At 62.0% G+C, this 16,626-nt stretch carries 17 protein-coding genes; 12 read left to right on the top strand and 5 right to left on the bottom strand.

Translation table 11 applies throughout. The features are described 5' to 3' along the window. Positions 1-97 precede the first annotated feature (97 nt). Positions 98-667, top strand: a complete 570-nt coding sequence (locus tag E5P2_RS28820) for a hypothetical protein (RefSeq protein ID WP_162570772.1) — start codon at positions 98-100, stop codon at positions 665-667. Positions 668-786: 119 nt separating this feature from the next. Here the strand turns inward: E5P2_RS28820 and E5P2_RS28815 are convergent, their stop codons facing one another. Beyond that, positions 787-1,446 carry an HD domain-containing protein gene (locus E5P2_RS28815; RefSeq protein ID WP_162570771.1) on the bottom strand — a complete coding sequence of 220 codons (660 nt, stop codon included), beginning with the start codon at positions 1,444-1,446 and terminating at the stop codon, positions 787-789. Between the two features lie 271 nt (positions 1,447-1,717). Here E5P2_RS28815 and E5P2_RS28810 point away from each other — a divergent pair, with 271 nt between their 5' ends. The 8 genes from E5P2_RS28810 to E5P2_RS28775 all read left to right on the top strand — a co-directional run bounded on the left by E5P2_RS28810 (position 1,718) and on the right by E5P2_RS28775 (position 8,688). After that, positions 1,718-3,457: a phosphoadenosine phosphosulfate reductase domain-containing protein gene (locus E5P2_RS28810; RefSeq protein ID WP_162570770.1), complete on the top strand. Its 1,740-nt coding sequence runs from the start codon at positions 1,718-1,720 to the stop codon at positions 3,455-3,457. Beyond that, positions 3,454-4,116 carry a hypothetical protein gene (locus E5P2_RS28805; protein ID WP_068677307.1) on the top strand — a complete coding sequence of 221 codons (663 nt, stop codon included), beginning with the start codon at positions 3,454-3,456 and terminating at the stop codon, positions 4,114-4,116. The genes E5P2_RS28810 and E5P2_RS28805 overlap by 4 nt, the downstream gene beginning before the upstream one ends. A 199-nt stretch (positions 4,117-4,315) precedes the next feature. Further along, positions 4,316-4,807: a hypothetical protein gene (locus tag E5P2_RS28800; protein WP_068677305.1), complete on the top strand. Its 492-nt coding sequence runs from the start codon at positions 4,316-4,318 to the stop codon at positions 4,805-4,807. A 133-nt stretch (positions 4,808-4,940) separates the two neighbouring features. Further along, entirely contained in the window at positions 4,941-6,188 is a 1,248-nt protein-coding gene (locus E5P2_RS28795) for a cation:proton antiporter (RefSeq protein WP_068677303.1), read from the top strand. A 164-nt stretch (positions 6,189-6,352) separates the two neighbouring features. Then, the gene (locus tag E5P2_RS28790) at positions 6,353-7,006 is read left to right on the top strand and encodes a phosphopantothenoylcysteine decarboxylase (protein WP_068677301.1); all 654 of its coding nucleotides are present in this window, start codon (positions 6,353-6,355) and stop codon (positions 7,004-7,006) included. Further along, positions 6,999-7,925, top strand: coding sequence for an N-acetyl-gamma-glutamyl-phosphate reductase (argC, locus tag E5P2_RS28785; protein WP_068677299.1), 927 nt, complete (start codon positions 6,999-7,001; stop codon positions 7,923-7,925). Before E5P2_RS28790 ends, argC begins: the two co-directional genes overlap by 8 nt. Positions 7,926-8,064: 139 nt before the next feature. Next, the gene (locus E5P2_RS28780; protein WP_068677297.1) at positions 8,065-8,415 is read left to right on the top strand and encodes a hypothetical protein; all 351 of its coding nucleotides are present in this window, start codon (positions 8,065-8,067) and stop codon (positions 8,413-8,415) included. Positions 8,416-8,469: 54 nt separating this feature from the next. Then, complete coding sequence (locus E5P2_RS28775; RefSeq protein WP_068677295.1) at positions 8,470-8,688, top strand: hypothetical protein; 219 nt, start codon at positions 8,470-8,472, stop codon at positions 8,686-8,688. Positions 8,689-8,745: 57 nt separating this feature from the next. Here E5P2_RS28775 and E5P2_RS28770 read toward each other — a convergent pair whose 3' ends face one another. The 3 genes from E5P2_RS28770 to E5P2_RS28760 all read right to left on the bottom strand — a co-directional run bounded on the left by E5P2_RS28770 (position 8,746) and on the right by E5P2_RS28760 (position 12,790). Further along, a complete protein-coding gene (locus E5P2_RS28770; protein ID WP_146039497.1) occupies positions 8,746-9,033 on the bottom strand; it encodes a hypothetical protein in 288 nt (95 codons plus the stop codon). 109 nt (positions 9,034-9,142) lie between these two features. Next, on the bottom strand, positions 9,143-10,885 hold the full coding sequence (locus E5P2_RS28765; protein WP_232076909.1) for a M30 family zinc metallopeptidase: 1,743 nt from the start codon (positions 10,883-10,885) through the stop codon (positions 9,143-9,145). Positions 10,886-11,044: 159 nt separating this feature from the next. Then, positions 11,045-12,790 (bottom strand): cache domain-containing protein, encoded by a 1,746-nt coding sequence (locus E5P2_RS28760; RefSeq protein ID WP_068677290.1) that lies wholly within the window; start codon positions 12,788-12,790, stop codon positions 11,045-11,047. Between the two features lie 221 nt (positions 12,791-13,011). On the opposite strand from E5P2_RS28760, the gene E5P2_RS28755 reads away from it, so the two are divergent. Both E5P2_RS28755 and E5P2_RS28750 read left to right on the top strand, forming a co-directional pair. Then, positions 13,012-13,308, top strand: a complete 297-nt coding sequence (locus E5P2_RS28755; RefSeq protein ID WP_102906933.1) for a hypothetical protein — start codon at positions 13,012-13,014, stop codon at positions 13,306-13,308. 222 nt (positions 13,309-13,530) lie between these two features. Further along, the gene (locus E5P2_RS28750; protein ID WP_162570769.1) at positions 13,531-14,301 is read left to right on the top strand and encodes a metallophosphoesterase; all 771 of its coding nucleotides are present in this window, start codon (positions 13,531-13,533) and stop codon (positions 14,299-14,301) included. A gap of 519 nt (positions 14,302-14,820) precedes the next feature. Here E5P2_RS28750 and E5P2_RS28745 read toward each other — a convergent pair. Next, positions 14,821-15,180 (bottom strand): hypothetical protein, encoded by a 360-nt coding sequence (locus E5P2_RS28745; RefSeq protein WP_068677282.1) that lies wholly within the window; start codon positions 15,178-15,180, stop codon positions 14,821-14,823. Between the two features lie 167 nt (positions 15,181-15,347). Between E5P2_RS28745 and E5P2_RS28740 the strand changes: the two genes are divergently transcribed. After that, positions 15,348-16,601: an MSS51 C-terminal domain-containing protein gene (locus E5P2_RS28740; protein ID WP_068677280.1), complete on the top strand. Its 1,254-nt coding sequence runs from the start codon at positions 15,348-15,350 to the stop codon at positions 16,599-16,601. Positions 16,602-16,626: the final 25 nt, after the last annotated feature.

The following is a 16,626-nucleotide window of genomic DNA, read 5'->3' as shown; positions in this document are numbered from 1 at the left end:
ACGGGACTACGTCTAGGCATGCGCGCGTTCTGTGCCCGGCAGGCGGGCGCGCGCTGTGGCTACACGGAGGTAGGTCAACTACTCACACAAAGCAACGATGAAGCTCCAGAAACATCCCCCGGTGAACAAGATTTCGGTTTCGGACGCTTTCCGGGTACGCGTCTTCAACATCGCCCAGGAAGTGCACTACATGTTCCAGGCTCACAGCGAGGCCCGTGGCGGCCATCCCGTCGAGTTCAGCTGCCACATGTACGACTCGGCGTCGTGCGACTACGCGGCGTACATTGACGTGGAGACCATCCCAACCGATAGCCACGGCCACCGCCGCTGCTGCGCAACGGGCAATACGCTCGACGAGCTGGTTTCGAACCTGGACCTCGCCCACAGGCCGTCGGAGCTCGCCGAGCTGCGCATGCTATTGGCAACGCGAAGCCTCACCAACAAGAAGCAGCCCATCGGCGACCTGGTTCTCTACGAACCCTCAGCCGAGCAGCGTGAACGCCATGCCGCGGCGCGTGCCCGCTTTGTCAAGGAACACCTTGAGAAGGAGAAAGCGGCAATGACGCAGCGCACGTCCATCGCCATCGAAGCCGCAGCGGAACACGTCGCCGCAGCTGCGAAGTTTGGCATCCGGCGAGATTTGGCACCGAACTTCGACAGAATCTGACAGCCTATAGGCCTTGATTGCGAAAGGACCCCCTCAACGAGGCGGGTCCTTTTCTTTGACTGCCCCGGACGAAAATGCCCTGCAACCAGAAGGTCGCAGGGCATCAAAATCAGCCGAGCTTAGGCGGCGTATTGCTTGTGCATCGCGCGAACCATCGAAATCTGCGTCCGCAACAGAAGCTTCGCATTCTCGTACGCCAGCTCTTGCTGGCAGAAGCGGCGCCGAGCAATCTTAATCATGGGAAGAATCTCTTCCTCCGCTTCCTGCACATAACTGAGCTGCTTCTCAGGCGGCCAGGCCTCGCCCATCGTGTTCTGGTTATTTCCGCGGTCTGCCGGCTTCGCGATGCTGGCCGTTCGGGACCTCGCCAGGCCGGCTTTATACTCCGCCGGCGTCTTCTTGACCCCGTCAACTACCTTGCTGATGGCTTCGACGCCATCAGCGACTTCGGAGCCGAATCGACTCACGAATTCGTTGTAGCGAAGGTTCCCGTCCTCCATGGCGTCATGCAGCAATGTCACCGCGATGGTCTCGATGGGCTTGATGAGGTCCGGCAGCGTCATGACGTACATCGTCGCTTCCACCGGGTGGATGATGTACGGGCCGCCGGTGCCTTTTCGAATCTGGTCCGCATGGACCTCAATCGAGCACTCGAGCGCGTCAACGGCAAGGTACCAGGAGGGGTCGACCTTGCCGGCGCCCAGGAGGCGCGAGCGCAGGATTGAGACGTACTTCTTGGTGTGGGCCTTCGCGGCAGCTAGCGTGTTGGTTTCGGACATGAGTACCTTTCTGAGTTGTTCTCTTACCTTCGCCGTCTAGCGAACCCTTCGCCGTGCGGCTGACGTGTGCCCAAACTCGGGCGCCCTTCGCGCCAGGCGTGAACTTCTGACGACAGCCGCAGGTGCAAATTTAGGGCCCCTGATGCATCGTAGTCATATTCGTTTTAAACTGATAGCTTATAGAAGGGGCAAGGCGAATCACCCCTCTAAAACATTACTTTTTGAGAGCGAGCACCGCATGCGTGAGGGAGAGGTATCCCAGGTCGAGCTGATGGCCAAAGACGTTGAGTTCGTGATTCGTGGATTGCTGGAGGAAGGCCGTGCGGTGTTGGTCGCCTTTTCGAGCGGAAAGGATTCATCGCTGGTCTTGGCGCTGGCCCTAAACGCAGCCCTCGCCCTAAAGCGGTCCGGCGGCGATGTGCCACCAATCCTGATTACGCACGGGGATACCGGCATTGAGAACCCAACAATTTCTGCGCTGGCAATGCGAGAAATGGAAAAGGCCAGGCAATTTGGCCTTGCGCACGGTATCACCGTGGTCGCGGAGGTCGCACGACCGTCGCTCAACGACTCCTGGGCCGTCTCCGTCCTCTCCGGGCGCAAGCTGCCCACCTTCGCCAATGCGGCATCCCGCGACTGCACGGTCGGCTACAAGGTGCTCCCGATGGCCCGCCTTCGAAAGAAGTTGCTCGCCCGATTCAAGAAGCACGCTGCCGCGGCGGTCACACTGCTCGGCACCCGCTTTGAGGAGTCGACGGGCAGAGCTGCCCGGATGGAGGAACGAGGCGAGTCAGCGACGCGCCCCTGGTCGAAGAATGGCCAGTTGTTCCTCAGTCCAATCGCGTTCTGGACTACTGATGACGTCTGGGAGGCCTTGGGCCATATACGCAGGGGCGCTCTTGAAGCGTTCACCAACGCGCGAGACGTCTTCGAGGTCTACGCCGCTGGCGGGGGTTCATCGTGCGCTGTAGTGGCCGACATGGCAACAGAAGGGGTCAAGAAGTCACGCGCCTGCGGAGCGAGGTTCGGGTGCTCCCTGTGCGCGGCCGTTGGGCGCGACAAGTCGCTGGAAGCGATGATTGAATCGGACCCGGGCTACGCCTGGCTGCGTGGCTTGAATCGGATTCAGCGGTTCATCGTCGACACGCAGTACGACTTCGACCGCAGAAGTTGGCTGCAGCGCCAGTCCGATGGGAACGGGTTCCTTGTCGTCAAGCCGGACACCTACTCGCCGGCCATGCTTGCGGAGCTCCTACGCTACTGCCTCACGGCCGATGCCGAAGAGCGGGTGGCAGCGCGCCGCGTCGGCTCAAGTCCGCGGTTCCAGCTGGTATCTCCCTCTGCAGTGGTGGCAATCGACGCGAGTTGGGGCCTGCAGGGCCAGTTTGAGCGGCCATTTACAGCGGTGGAGATTTGGCTCGACGTGCATGTGCGTGGACGCCGGTACCATCCCCCTGAGAATCTGGTCGCCTTCCCGCCCCGCGGCGTACCGAAGGAGCGCTTTCTATGGGTGGGCACGGACTGGGGAGCCGGCGAGAACCTGGACTTTCTAGGGCTGCGGGACGTTGTACGAGAGATGGTGCACCAGGATGGCACCCCTAACACGACGCTCAAAAACGGGCGCCAAGTCCTGCGCGCCCACGAGGCGGAACTCTTTGACGTTGACGAGGAAGCGGCTGAGGAGTTTCTTACCTGGGAAGCCGAGCACAAGGTTGAGCAGTCCAGGCGCCTGGACCTTGCGGGGACCGCCTCCTATTTCTACTACGCCGGCCTGGGGCTCATCTCGACCTCCAAGCGGCACCTGGGCATGCTCGACGAGGTCGTGCGCAGAACCAACTGGAAGCGGGACATCGGCCTGTGCGGTTCGGGCGCCGCGGCCAAGGCAAAGGCGCTCTCCATTTCCCGCGAGAAGCGCGACGAACACCTTTCCGAAGCAGCCCGGGGCGCGAAATCCTCGGTCCCCGACCGCTCCCTACACGAGCAAGGCCAACTTAAAATCAACCCGTCATGAACTTCATCTCTCGCCCTCGTGGCGTCAAGCACGGCAAGCGCGCCCGCGCTGTGAGCAAGAAGGTCTTCCAGACCCACCTCGGCGACGTGCCGCTCGATATGACGGCGCTCAACAAGGTCCTCGAGGAGCGCGTCAACGGACCTGTCTGGAATCCTGGCGATGTGCTGCTCGTCGACACCATCGTGCCCGAGGGCTCTGCGGAAAGCATGCGTGCGTGGCTCGCCACGTTTGGAATCCGCAAGGCCGACTTTGTCGATGCCGGCACGCTCAATGCGTGCGAAGGCTCCACTTTCCACGAGGACTCGCAGGCCTACGGGAATGAGTTTTTCTGTATACAGTGGCTCGAGCACACCGACCCCTGGGACCTGGTGTTCCCCGAATCAGGCATCCGGATTCCGCTTTCGAGGGGTTCCACCGTCCTTTTCGACCCCGCGAACGTCCACGGCGTCGTAGGGCGGGGATGCTCGCAGTTTGACGAGCCTTCGCTCGGCGACTACGGGGTGCAGGCATTTTCGTCGCTGAATCTGAAATCCAACCCGAAGCTCATGCGGCTCTTCGATGTCGCCTGGCTGAAGGACAGCCACGATACCCTGGACCTGACCTGGAATGAGCCGCCGCGTCGCGTTTGTCACCTGACTGGCGCGGCGGTCTCCTGTTAGCTTTCTCAAGCAGCGCACACCCGTGCGCTGCTTTTACTCCACTGAAGGCTCCCGTGGCCGGGGCCGCCTAAGAAACCCCGGAACCGGTCGGTGTGGCGGCGCTCGAATTGGTAACGCCCTGGAAGTTTTTGCCAATTTGGCGTGGCGTTGCCGGCGCCCGTTGCTACACGAGAAAGTTCCTCAACCAGCAAAAGGCCATATGCCCGATATCCACAGCTACGCCGACGTCATCGTCGCAAACGTGTACCACCTGCTGCCGAAAGGGACCGACCAGGCCTATGCAGTCAGCATTCGCATGGATTTCAACAACTACCAGACGGACAAGGAGCTTCCGACAGTTGGTGGCTACCTGCACCTCGCATGCCACGCCCCGGCCAACTACATGTCGGTTTTCGCCGCGCTGACGAAGCGCCCAATCGCACGCTATGACGAGCTGGACTGGGCCCACGTGTGCTCCCATGACAGCGCTTGGCGCGACGACGGAATTCGGGCCACGATGCGCGAAACGTTCCGGACGCTCCATTGGCACGCCGAGAGCTACCTAAACTGCTCGCAGGAGAGCTTGTCGGTCCACCTCGGAATCGAAGACATGGCCCTAAGCCTGGTGCACGAGCTTCTAGCTCCCGCGACGCTCCGGTTAGACCGCAGCCGTCTCGACGTAGCTGGCTTCATCAAAAAGGTCCCGGGCTGACGCACTCCGCCCCTTCAATCTCATTCATCGTCCCGCCTTGTGCGGGATTTTTTTATCGTACAGCGCACGCTCGTTGCACAAAGCTTCGTCCCTATAGGTCGTGGAAACTTCCTTCTGACCAAGCGCCATTTCCATGACCGCCTTCCAAGGAGCAGGACTCCTCTTCACCGTCATCTCCGTCTTCGGTGTCATCAACCATCGATACCTGAAGCTGCCCGACACTCTGGGCATCACGGCAGTTGGATTGATGCTTTGCCTTGGCCTGTCCATTCTTGGGACGGGCCACCCTGAGATGGTGGCTCAGGCTCAGAAGCTGGTGACCCAGATTGACTTCTCAGAGGTAGTCTTCCACGGCTTGCTCTCCTTGCTTTTGTTTGCAGGGGCGCTTCACGTCGACGTCTCGCGCCTGCGTGCCCACAGGGCTCCCGTCTTTCTACTGGCGACGGTCGGAGTCGTCATCTCCACGGCCGTAGTCGGGTTCGGCCTTTACTTGGTCGCAAGCCTGTTCGGTAGCCCCATCAGCTTGTTGTGGTGCCTCGTGTTCGGTGCCCTCATCTCTCCGACTGACCCGATTGCTGTGTTGAGCGTGTTGAAGAGCGCTGGTGCGCCGCCGGCACTGGAGTCAAAAATCGCGGGCGAGGCTCTCTTCAACGACGGCACAGCTGTCGTGACGTTCGTAACGCTGCTCGGCCTCGCGGCCGGCACAACACATTTCTCGTTGGGTGAGGTTGCAGTGACGCTCGCACGCGAGGTCATCGGTGCCCTGCTCCTAGGAGTGGCTGTGGGATACGGAGCCTCCTTGATGGTCTCCCGCGTGGAGAGCTACCCGGTCGAAATCCTCATCACCCTCGCTGTTGCCACGGCCGGCTACAGCCTTGCCGAGCTCCTGCATGTTTCCGCGCCCCTGGCTGTGGTCATCATGGGGCTCGTGCTTGGCAGTCACGGTGCAACAAAAAGCATGACTGCAAAGACGCGTGAGCATCTGTTCAACTTCTGGTCCCTGTTGGATGAGCTGCTGAACCTGTTGCTTTTCGGGCTCATCGGGCTCCAGATGATTGCGGTGTCGCTCAAGGCAAATGTGGTCTACCTGGGCCTCGCCGCCATCCCGGTCGTTCTCACGGCGCGATTCCTCAGCGTTGCTGCACCTTTGTCGGCGCTGAGGGGCTTTCACGCCATGAGCCCTCACGCAGCCAAGGTGATGACCTGGGGTGGTCTGCGGGGCGGCATTTCGATTGCGTTGGCCCTCTCTCTGCCGGTGTTCGAAGGCCGCGACCTCATCATAGGCGTGACCTACATCGTCGTGGTCTTCAGCCTGCTGGTCCAGGCGACGACCCTCGGGCCGCTCGTCAAGCGGCTAGGGCGCTCCTGCTCCGGCGAGTAGTCAGCAAGCGAAGCGATGGCTCGGGCGTCGTTCTTGTTTAGGTCGACTCTAAAACGGTGCGAGCCTAAAACATCAATGCTATAATGGCTAAGCCGTGGCCTACGCGTGGGTTCTTTCCAAAGGGACCCTTTTTTAACACCCTGCCGCTTCCCCTAACACCATACATGACTATCCACATCTTCGGCGGCGGAACCATCATGCATGTCCGCAGCCACATGGCGCTATGTGCGCCGGCGAAGGGCGGAACGGCCAGGAAGCTTGCCGAACTCCTTAGAGGCAAAGGCGCCTCCTGCGAGCTCCACCTCACGGGCATGGCGGACCCTGACAGTTCGATGGATACCAACGACGACGTCGAGGCAGAGCTCCGCCGGGTCCTCGCGCTACCGGAGACACAGGCAATCGTGTTCAACGTTGCGCTCTGCGACATGAACGGCCAGATTGGTGACGTGAAGTCTGGCAAGTACGCCGAGCGCCTCCAAACCAGAAAGGTCCCGGAGGGCGGGCTCGTGATGAAATTGCGGCCAACCTCAAAGGTCTTGGGCCTCGTCAAAGAGCTGCGCCCGGACGTGTTGGCAGTTGGGTTCAAGACGACCGCGGGGCAGGCTCCGGAGGTGCAGGTGCAGCGTGCTGCTGTGATGGCGCAGCAGCATGGGCTGCCACTTGTGTTCGCCAACGACGTTGTGACGCGATACAACATGGTCATTCCCTTCCTGGCGGAGCCCGCCGGCGAGCCTTGGCCGCTTTACGCAGGCGACAACCGAGAATCGGCGCTCGGGCACCTGGCTGACCTCGTTCTGCTGGGCCTCAAACATGGCTAAGCCGCTCGTCGCTGTAGACGGCGCATCCGGGACCGTAGGGCTCACGCTTATGGCACGCCTCGCCGGCCGGGATGACATCGAGGTCACTCCCCTTGGCAGCAAAACGCCGGCCGACGAGAGACAGGCAGTCCTCGAGCGGGCGTCGGTAGCGGTGTTGTGCCTGCCCGAAGCAGCCGCGCGCGCCGCAGTCGCTTCCGCCCCGAAGGGGCTGCGCATCCTTGACGCCAGTCCAGCTCACCGAACCGCCGAGGGCTGGGTATACGGCCTGCCAGAGCTCTCCAAGGACCAGCCTGGCGCCATCCGACATGCCGACCGTGTGGCCAACCCGGGCTGCTACGCGACGGGGGCGATTTTGCTGCTTCGACCGTTCGCCAAGGAGCTGGCAGACGCCGATTACCCCGTCAGCGTCACCGCCGTGGGCGGGTATACGTCTGGTGGCAAGAAGATGATTGAAGCCTTCGCGGCGGACCCGTTCGGGTACCGACTGTACGGGCTCGACCTCAACCACCGGCACGTCCCGGAAATCGTGCGGTTCGCGCAGCTCAAGAGCACGCCAGTTTTCATGCCAGCCGTGGCAGGGTATGCCCGAGGAACCTTGGTGCAGGTGCCGCTGCACCTGACAGCCCTGGGGCTGCGCCTTGAAGAGGTCGTAGAGCGGCTGCAAGGCGCCTACAGGCTGACGCGTGTCCACGTCGACGTGGACACGGATACGCGCCACTTAGATGCCCGCTGCACGGGAACGAACGACGAAGATGGTGTTTTCGTTTCGGTTCATCCGAGCGTCGATAGTTCGTGCTTGGTGCTATCGGCCGCATTTGACAACCTCGGCAAAGGTGCTGCCGGCGCCGCCTTGAACAACGTACTCCTAATGCTTGGAAGCAGCCTCCCTTTCGCCGGGACCAACGGCCGCCGAAGCTGAAGGCCTGGCACCTTCGTGGAGGCTGGTTCGGTCGAATAGCTCGCAAACTAATGGGGCTCGCCACAGTGGGGGTTCTTGTGTTTAGCTACAGCATCCCTTCGCTAGCTACACCCTTCAGGTCATCAACTGAAGGAACCCCTTGAAATATCTTCGCACCCCTGGCGGCAATCTCCAGTTCATCCTCGAGTCGGACGACGACAAGGAACTGGTAGCAGACCTGCTCGAAACCCACGGTGGCGACGACGTGACGCTGCTCTCCTGGCTCTTGGAAGCAACCGGTTGGTCACCCAACGGGCACTTCGACCGCATCAACCCCGAGGATGTCGCCGCCCTTACAGATGCCCCCATGCTGGCAACAGATGTCGAATACCTCGACGACGGCTCGCGACGCGTACACGGCGACGTCTGGTGGTACCCCGACTACGCTGTTCGCAACTTTGGCGACGAGCTGCTGGCAACCGGCAAGACCCAGTTCACGCTGGCTGCCTAGGCCGACCGGAGGGCCGGCGCTCCACATACTCCAAGCAACTACCGAAGGAACACGATGCCAGCAAGTCAAACCGCTGCCGACAATCAAGGCGCGCTCTCTCCGCGCGCGAAGGCCTTAGGCCTCGACGTCGCAGGCACCTATTTCGACTACGACACGAAGATGCGCGAGCCGCGCATCCCGAGTACCGACGAAGCCTGGGAGGACGGAACACTCGGCCGGGACGCCCGCTACGCCCGCGTAGTCTCGCCGCAGGACGCTTACGGCCTCGGTTAACGACCAGCCCAGCTCATGATTAAAGGGGACCGCATCGCGGTCCCCTTTGTTTTGGAATCAATCAGGCTTCAGGGTCTCGAGCGAGTCGACCCGAAGGCGCGGCCCCACGGCCTTTGCCTCCCTTGCACGGGTCACCGTGCCGTGCACGCGGACTCGAGTGTTCTGCCGGCGGGCTGCCTCTTCGGGCGAAAGGCCCTCGAGCGCCCAAACGCCTGCATCCTTGGTGACGACAGCCGGCGTGTTGAACTCGGCCGTTCCCCGCAAAACGAGTTTTCCGGTGAGTTCGATGTGCTGGCCGACCGACGGTGCCGCGCAGGCCGACAGCGCAAGCGTACTCAGAAGCATGGAAGCAAGAGCGAAACGGGGATTTTTGAGCATTGGCGGTCCTAGTATGGGGCAGAAAAAAGCTGCTCCTTGGTGTAGGAGCAGCTTTGAAATCAGACCGTCGAGGGTCTTAGTTGACGATGACCGTCAGCGTCGTGCCTTGCGGGACGCGAATCGTCTCGTTGTACGTCCCGGTCGCGTGGTAGCGGGTGACAGGGAAGCTCGCCAGGGACTCCAGCTGTGCTGGAACCGCAGACGGCAAACCACGCTCGACTTCACCAAAGAAGGCTGGGTCAATGTCCACCAGGTTGAAGCCTTCTTCGCTACGAGCGGGCATCGTGTACTCAGGCACGCCCGAGCTCACCGGCACCAGACCAGCCGAGGCGGCCGAGAAGCGACGCAGTTCTTTGCCAATGCCCGAGCCAGCACGCTGAGCCTTGATGGCGGCGTCCAGGATGTCCGCAGAGTCCTCGATGCCCGTGCTGTTCAGCACCGACTTGAAGAAGCCGAGGCCAAACTGGCGATTCAGGAAGCCACCGAACGAGCCGGAGACCGCGTAGCTTTCGCAGGTTGCTGCCATCGGCGTCCAGTTCAGCAGGCTGCAGTTGTAGCTGCCGACACCGCGGTAGTTCAGGTAGGAGGGGAAGCGCACGTCACGAATTGCGTTGTGAGCCTCGTCCAGCTTGAAGCTGGCCCAGTCCTCCATCATCAGCGCAGACATTTCTTCGAGCCAGATGTCGAACGTGAATTCAACGCCCATCTGGACGCCGCGGCGGTAGAAGTTCTGCATGTGCATGCCTTCGTGCGCCAGGGCTGTCACGATTTGCTTGAGACCACGCTCGCCGTCCAGGTACATCGTTTCCGTGTCCATGTACAAGCTCAGGGACTCGTTGCTCATCGCCAGTTGCGGGTCGCCGTCCTTCTTGAAGTTGTTCAGCGCCCAGAAGTAGCCGCCGAGGCCGTAGGCCTGGTTGTTCTGGTCGAAGTTCACGAAGAAGATGTCAATCGGCTGTGCCGTGCCATCCAGGAGGAAGGATTCAGCGTGCGGGCCCCAAAGAGGGCCACCGACCTTCACCAACATGTCGTAGATGCCGCCGGTGCCTGCGAACGTGTCCCGCATGCGGGTCACGAGCGCGTCAGAGACGCGTGCCGGGGCCAGCTCCGAAGCTTCGACCCAGACGTTCACCATCGTGCCGTCGCCGGTCATCTTCTGGTCTGCCAGCCTGACGGTGCGCTGCGAGCGGTCGTTGAGGTACACGGTCCGCTGTTGGCCAACCGCATAGCCAGAAGCCTGCGAAGGCGCCGTCGGCGCAGTCAGCTTGGCTGCATACATCGACTTGGATGCCTTGCCGCCGAGCAGCTTTCCGAAGCCAGCGCGATTGAACTCGCTGATTTCAGCCTTCGCTGCGACGTCCACCTTGTTCGGCTCGACGTCGCCGATGACCGACTTGCTCAGAAGCTGGGTCTTGCCGCCGAGGTTGTAGATTTGCAGCGCCGGCATCGGCACCGCTTCAGCGGATTCGTTAGTGAACACCAGCGTCACCAATTGACCGTTCAGGCCTTTGATGGACACCGGAATGTCGACAGGAATCGTGGAGGTGTTCGAAGCCTGCCAGACGCCGGTACCCGAACCCCCGTAGGTGTTCTGGTCGACCGCGCCGCAGCCGGTGCAAGCAGCGACTAACGGCGAGTCGGTCGGTTGCGCGGGCGTTTGGGGCGCTTCCACGACGGGTGGCGTCGTGGGCGTTTCCGGGAAGGCCATCATGCCTCCACCGCCACCACCGCCACCGCCACCCCCGCAAGCGGTGAGTGCAACGGCAACAGCCAGGCCGGCGGCGAAGCCCAAGAGAGATTTCGTTCGATAACGGTACATGCGTCCTGTTTCCTTGTTCCGGCTGTGCCGGCTTTTCGTTGGCGACGCGAGGTCGCAAAAAATGTGGTTCCTTCGCGGTCTAGCAACCGCCCATGAAAAGGGGGTACGGGTCTAAAAGGAAGGTCTGCGAGGGACCTGACGGCCCGCTGCAACGACGCATTAAAGGGAGAGCAGTGCGCCGGGCTCGGTGACTCGTTCGTCGATTTGCATGTGGCGCACGTCTCGCACATGAGCAAGGAGCTGAGGCGCGCCGTCGACGGCCACCAGCGTCAGGCTGATGCTGACGGTGAATTCCGAGCCGTCTACGCGGCGCACGCGCCAAGTGAAATACACGGGTAGCCCTGAAAGCGCCGATTGCATCTTGCTCAGGGCCATCTCGCGCGAGAGCTGCCCATCCGGTTGCAGCCGAGGGGCGAGGTCCCAGGGGTCAAATCCGGCAAGCTCATCGGCGCGGCTCATGCGGAGCATCCGAAGCAGCTTCGGGTTCGCTTCCATCAACTTGCCGTCCCGAAACAGTGCGATGCCGTCATTGGCCTGCTCAAACAGGACGCCGTAGCGACGGGCGTATCGTTTTGCCTCGGTCTCGGCACGTCGAAGTTCCGTGATGTCGCAAACGATGCCGCATACCCGGACAATTTGACCCGCAGCGTCCTTGACGACCTGCCCCGATACGAAGAGGACATCAGCCCCGCCAAGGCTGCGCTCGATGCTCACGTCAAAACGAAATCCCTCTCGATTTCGGGTCGCCCACAGGAATCGTCGCAGGACGCGGCGCTTTTCCTCAGGCGCGAGGGCGCCAAGGAAGGCTTCAAGCGTTCTCCCCCAGGTCGGACCACGGTGGCCCGCAAGATTGGCGAGCTGGCGTGACCGATAGAACCGTCGGGGCTCGGTGCTGTAGTCGAATACGCCCTCGCGCAGCCCGCTTGCGGCAAGTTCGAAACGCTCCTCCTCGGCTCGCAGGCGGCGTAGCCAGGCAAAGATTGCGGCACACATGGCCCAAAAGAAGACCAGACCCACAGTGCAGAACAGGATGACGCCGCGCGTGACCTCTCGCCAGGCTTTGAACACCTGAATCCTGTCCAGCCCGACCGCCACGATAAGCGGATGGCCGGGAACACGGCTGTATGCCGCGAATTTGGCCCGACCGTCCTTGGCAACGCCCGCCGGAATGGTGAATGTGCCCTCGGCGCCGAACGAGCCCACAGGCAGGGTGGTTCCGGCAAGGTTGTCCCCGACCGTACTGGCGGTGTATGGCACACGTGTCAGCAAGATTCCCCGGTCGCTCACCAGGGAAAGGACCGTGTGGGGCCGGGTGGTCAACGAGCGATAGAAAGTCCGCACGTAGCGCAGGTCGACCAACGCCATGACCATGCCGCCAAACTTCCCCTTGTCGTCGTAAATCGCTTTGGAAATTGGCAGCACCCACTCGGTGCCATCGGGCGCCCGCCGCGGCTCTCCGATGTGGGTCCCGCGGTCCAGGGGCGTTTTCTTAAAGTAGGCGAGTGTTTCGCAGTCCTTGAAGTAGGCGTCAGGCGGGGTGACGCGCCCAGAACTTGCGACCACCTCGCCATTCGGGCCCACCGCCAGAAGGGTCGCAATGACGGCGTTATCGAGCACCTCGCGTGCGATGGCTTGATGCACCCTCGCGGGCGAGAGGGCGCGGTAGCCGCCCTCTGCGCGGATGGCCGAAGCCGAGGCGTGGAGCGTGTTCGTTACGTCCCGCAAGGAGGCCGACAGGTGACCGGAGAGGCTTTGGGCCACGAGCTGCCCTTCCCTGTATGCTTCTTCGATGGAGCGCTCACGGGAGGAACAGGCCGACCAGACGGCAAAGGCCACGGTGACACTGGTCACGACGAACGCCGACAGGGCCAAGACGTATTGAAGGGGAATTCGGCGGGCCAGCATTCGATATCTCAGGGGTTGCCTATGGGTTATCGGCGCGAGGACCGGAAGCTTTAGGCCGCCATCGCCGATGAGGCCCCTGCGGCTAACCCGGCGGTCACAAGTGCTGTCAGCGCTTGGTTTTCGGCGTCTCGCTTCCTACCGCGCATCATGGTCCCGCGAGGACAGGGGCGTTCGCTATAGGTGGCACGGACAACCTCCGTGCTTTGCACCAAGGAGATTTAATGCAAGTTCAGACCAACAGCCGCGCCCAACGACGCTTTCTCGATGCCGTCGCCATCCAGCGCCAAGTGGCAATCGCCAGGTCTCGCGCCACGGCCGTTAACGACGCTCGCGTTTCTGTTCAGCGTGGCCGCTTCCGCAAACACCACGCAATGGACTGTGGAAATACGAACTGCGGCCTGTGCAGCAATGCCCGCCGCAATCCGCACTCGAGTGGCCTTGCCCGGCTGACCCGTCAAGAGCGGGTGCATCTCGAGCAGCTGTCCGGCGGCGTTCGCGAGCTTTTTTCGGGCCACTAAGCAGGAAGTACTCCAACATTCAACACGGGGCACCTTTTGGTGCCCTTTTTCACGCCTGCCTCTCGCGCCCGCCCACGTCGCCTCCCCCACCCATCCTGGGTGATGGCGGTTTCACGCCTTTTTCAAGGCAAGCCTTGGCTTGCCTTTCGGTATGCCCGTGCGCCGAAGGGGCAGCAGGGGATAAGTCACGGCCCTACACGAGAGCTGATTCCCAGCTCGGCCATGAACCTTCAAATCCTCTCCGACCTCCATATGGACGGCGCAGCCTGGACGGCGCCGCTCACCGAAGCCGACGCTATCGTGGTGGCCGGCGACCTTTTCGACGATGGTGCACGCTCCGCCGTGTGGTGCGTCGAGCTTGCCCAGACTGCGGGGAAGCCCGTCTTCTTCGTGCCGGGGAACCATGATTTCTACGACGGGGTGATTTCGGAGCGCTTGCTGAACATGCACCGCATTGCGTGCGCAGGCGACGTCTACCTGCTGCACAACAAGTCCGTAGAGCTGCAGGGGGTGCGATTCGTCGGAACTCCGCTGTGGTCCGACTTTCAGATTGACGGCCCTGCGTCGTCCGTGCTGGCCAAGCATGCCGCCCAGGACCTCATGGGCGACTTTCAGTACATCCGCATCGGCGATGGGACGGGAAGCGCCAGGAACCTTCGCCCGAACGACGCAGTGCGGATGCATGAGCGAGGCCTGCGCGCGCTAGACCGCGGATTGACCAACGCCTACTCGGAGAAGGTGGTGGTCATAACGCACCACGCACCGTCCGTACGTTCGCTCACCCGGGGCTTCCGGTACTCACCACTCAACGGGGCCTATGCCTCTGACATGGACGAGTACGTGGGCAACTCGATGGCCAAGCTTTGGGTCCACGGCCACATGCACGCAACGCACGACTATATGGTCGGCTCGACACGCGTGCTCTGCAACCCACGCGGCGGCCCCCGTAGCCTCAACGTCGACTTCAACCCTGCCATGGTCGTCGAGGTTTAGGCAGTCATGCTCCGCAGCGAATACGCCCTCTACCTTTCGGACATCGGCCTGAGTAAAGACCAGCTCAGGGCGATTCGCTCTGCCCTCGCTATCAGCATGCGCGAAGCCCCTGACCCTTTCTCCGTCGGCTTCGACAGCGGGCTCAATCTGGTCTTCCAATTCCTCTCGGGAGGCTTAGCCGAGGCCTCGGAGTTCGAAGACGACTATTCGGGCTTACCGGCTCACGTGCAAGTCCCTGAGGCGCCGGGCGAGCATGCGCTTCAGCTCCCTGCACAGTGGCATTGGGCGGCTGAGCAAGCGGAACAGCTGGCAGGCGCGGTGCAAAGCCTCGCGCGGCCAACCTGGCATGAACTAGCTTGCCAAGCAGCCCGAGCAGAGGCAGAGCCGGAGCGCTTGTTTTGGGCCGGGCGAGCCTCGGCACTCACTGCAGTTGCAAGCGCGTTTTGGGGCCAAGCTCAACCATAGGCCGTTGCGCCCGAGCAAAAAAATGCTGCCCTCGGGGAGGGCAGCAGGAAAACATCAGCGGCGAGCGTAGCGAGCCTTGTTGAGGGTTCGATGCTTGTCAGAGCGCAAGTTGACCCAGACTGTCTTGACGACGCCCCCTGGCAGGAGCGCCATGACTAGGTCACGATACTCGTCCATTGGGCAGCGCCACAGTTGCTTGACAACGCGGCTATTTCGACCGTCGGGGCCGTCTTCCGCTTCCGTTTCGATGAGGGTTGCTTGCTCCGGGATAAAGGCATGGAGCAACGTCACCTTACCGTACCGGTCGCTGTTGGCTTCATTGAGGGCGTGCCTCGTGTACCTCAGAGGTCCACGGTGGCATGGCTCAGCCAGGCGCGCCGGCATAAAAACATCCTTGTGAAAAAGAGCGGTCATCAAAAGCTCCAGGGGGTTGTTCCTGAAGCGTTTAGCGAAGCCCCTTTAAATAGCTTCTGCGTACGAGGCTCCTCCGCCTCGCCCCTGTTGGGCGTAGCACCCCTTAACCCTGCCTCCGGCTAAAGGGCCTTGCTACAGGACCGAACGAGCACTTCCCTACGCTTCACATGCCCGCACACGTCCCCGCCCTTGACCACTCCACCTGGCGCCATCTCCTGCGCGAGGTGACGCAGGCCTCGCTTGGGCTGCGCCTGAAGCGCTTCCCGAAGGAATTTCTCCAGACCGTTCTCGTGGCGCCCGCCACGGTCGCCCGGTGGATTGCGCAGGAAGTACCCGCCTTGCTCGAGCGTCCGCATCTCCATGTCGTGATTGCTGGCGCCGCGAAGGGCCCGGACAGCCTGGACGAAGGTCGCTGGTACCAATACCTGCCCACGTTGCTTGGACGGCCAAAAATGACGGTGCGGGTCACGTTAGTCGGGCCGGAACTGAAGCAGGGGACAGAGAACGCGAGCATTCGCTCGGCAAACGAACGGTCCGGCATCATCACGAGCGCCGGAGCAGACGCTGTGAGCAACCTGCCTACGGCAGAGCTCGCCGCGGATGCTCTTTCAAGCTGGTGGGCGGAGCGCCCCCAGAGCGAGGCAACGCCCGACGTGTGCTTCGTGTTCCACCCCGGCATGGAAGCCTTCGGTGGCTCCTGGCTGTCGCGGGAGCAGGGCCTATTACCGTTGATGGACGCCGGCGTTCCAATCGGATTGGCCGCCTCTTGTGTTGAGGAGCTTTGGCACGACGAGTGGTTGGTACGCAAGTACGGCGCAGCCATGCGCGGTCTGGCACAGGCGAATCCTTTCGCGCTCGAAAGGGACAACGCCAGATTTGGAGGCCAATGGGCCGCCCTTACCTGGACGCTGGACCCCACCCTCGTACCCGCCGCAGATTTCAAGGCCATCAAGGCGGAGCTCGTTCGCTTCTACCTCGCGCTCGACCAAGCCAAGCCCGGCTTTTCCTCCTCGGGGAACGCCATCTTCGGATTCATCGGCGGTGTGGTCCCGATTCAAAACGTGGCCACCGATGAACGAGCCCGGTTGGTCGGCATGCCCGCCGGCGTGCTTCTGTGCCTGGAGTCCGGCCAACTGCTCGGCCAAAACACGGTCGGGCGCTTCGAGCTTGTGGAGCGCATTCCTGCAGTACCGCTCGACTTCCTGGCCGATTTCCCTGGCGAGGAGGCCCACCCGGTTGACAGGTTCATCTGGGCGTCCGAGAAGTTCCGGGGATACGTGGAGCCAGTGCTTTTGTCGAGTGCAAAGAGGGCACCAGAGACCTACTTCGACCTCTTCGGCTCCCCGTTGGAAGCAAGGAAAGGGTCGATGCCTGGCGACCCGGGCCCCGGCGGCATTTCCGACTCTATAGGCGAGGGCTAACTTTGAGCGCTGAGCTATACGTAGG

The sequence above is a fragment of the Variovorax sp. SRS16 genome (assembly GCF_901827165.1).
GTDB lineage: Bacteria > Pseudomonadota > Gammaproteobacteria > Burkholderiales > Burkholderiaceae_C > Variovorax.
This window is presented reverse-complemented; position numbering and strand designations above follow the sequence as displayed.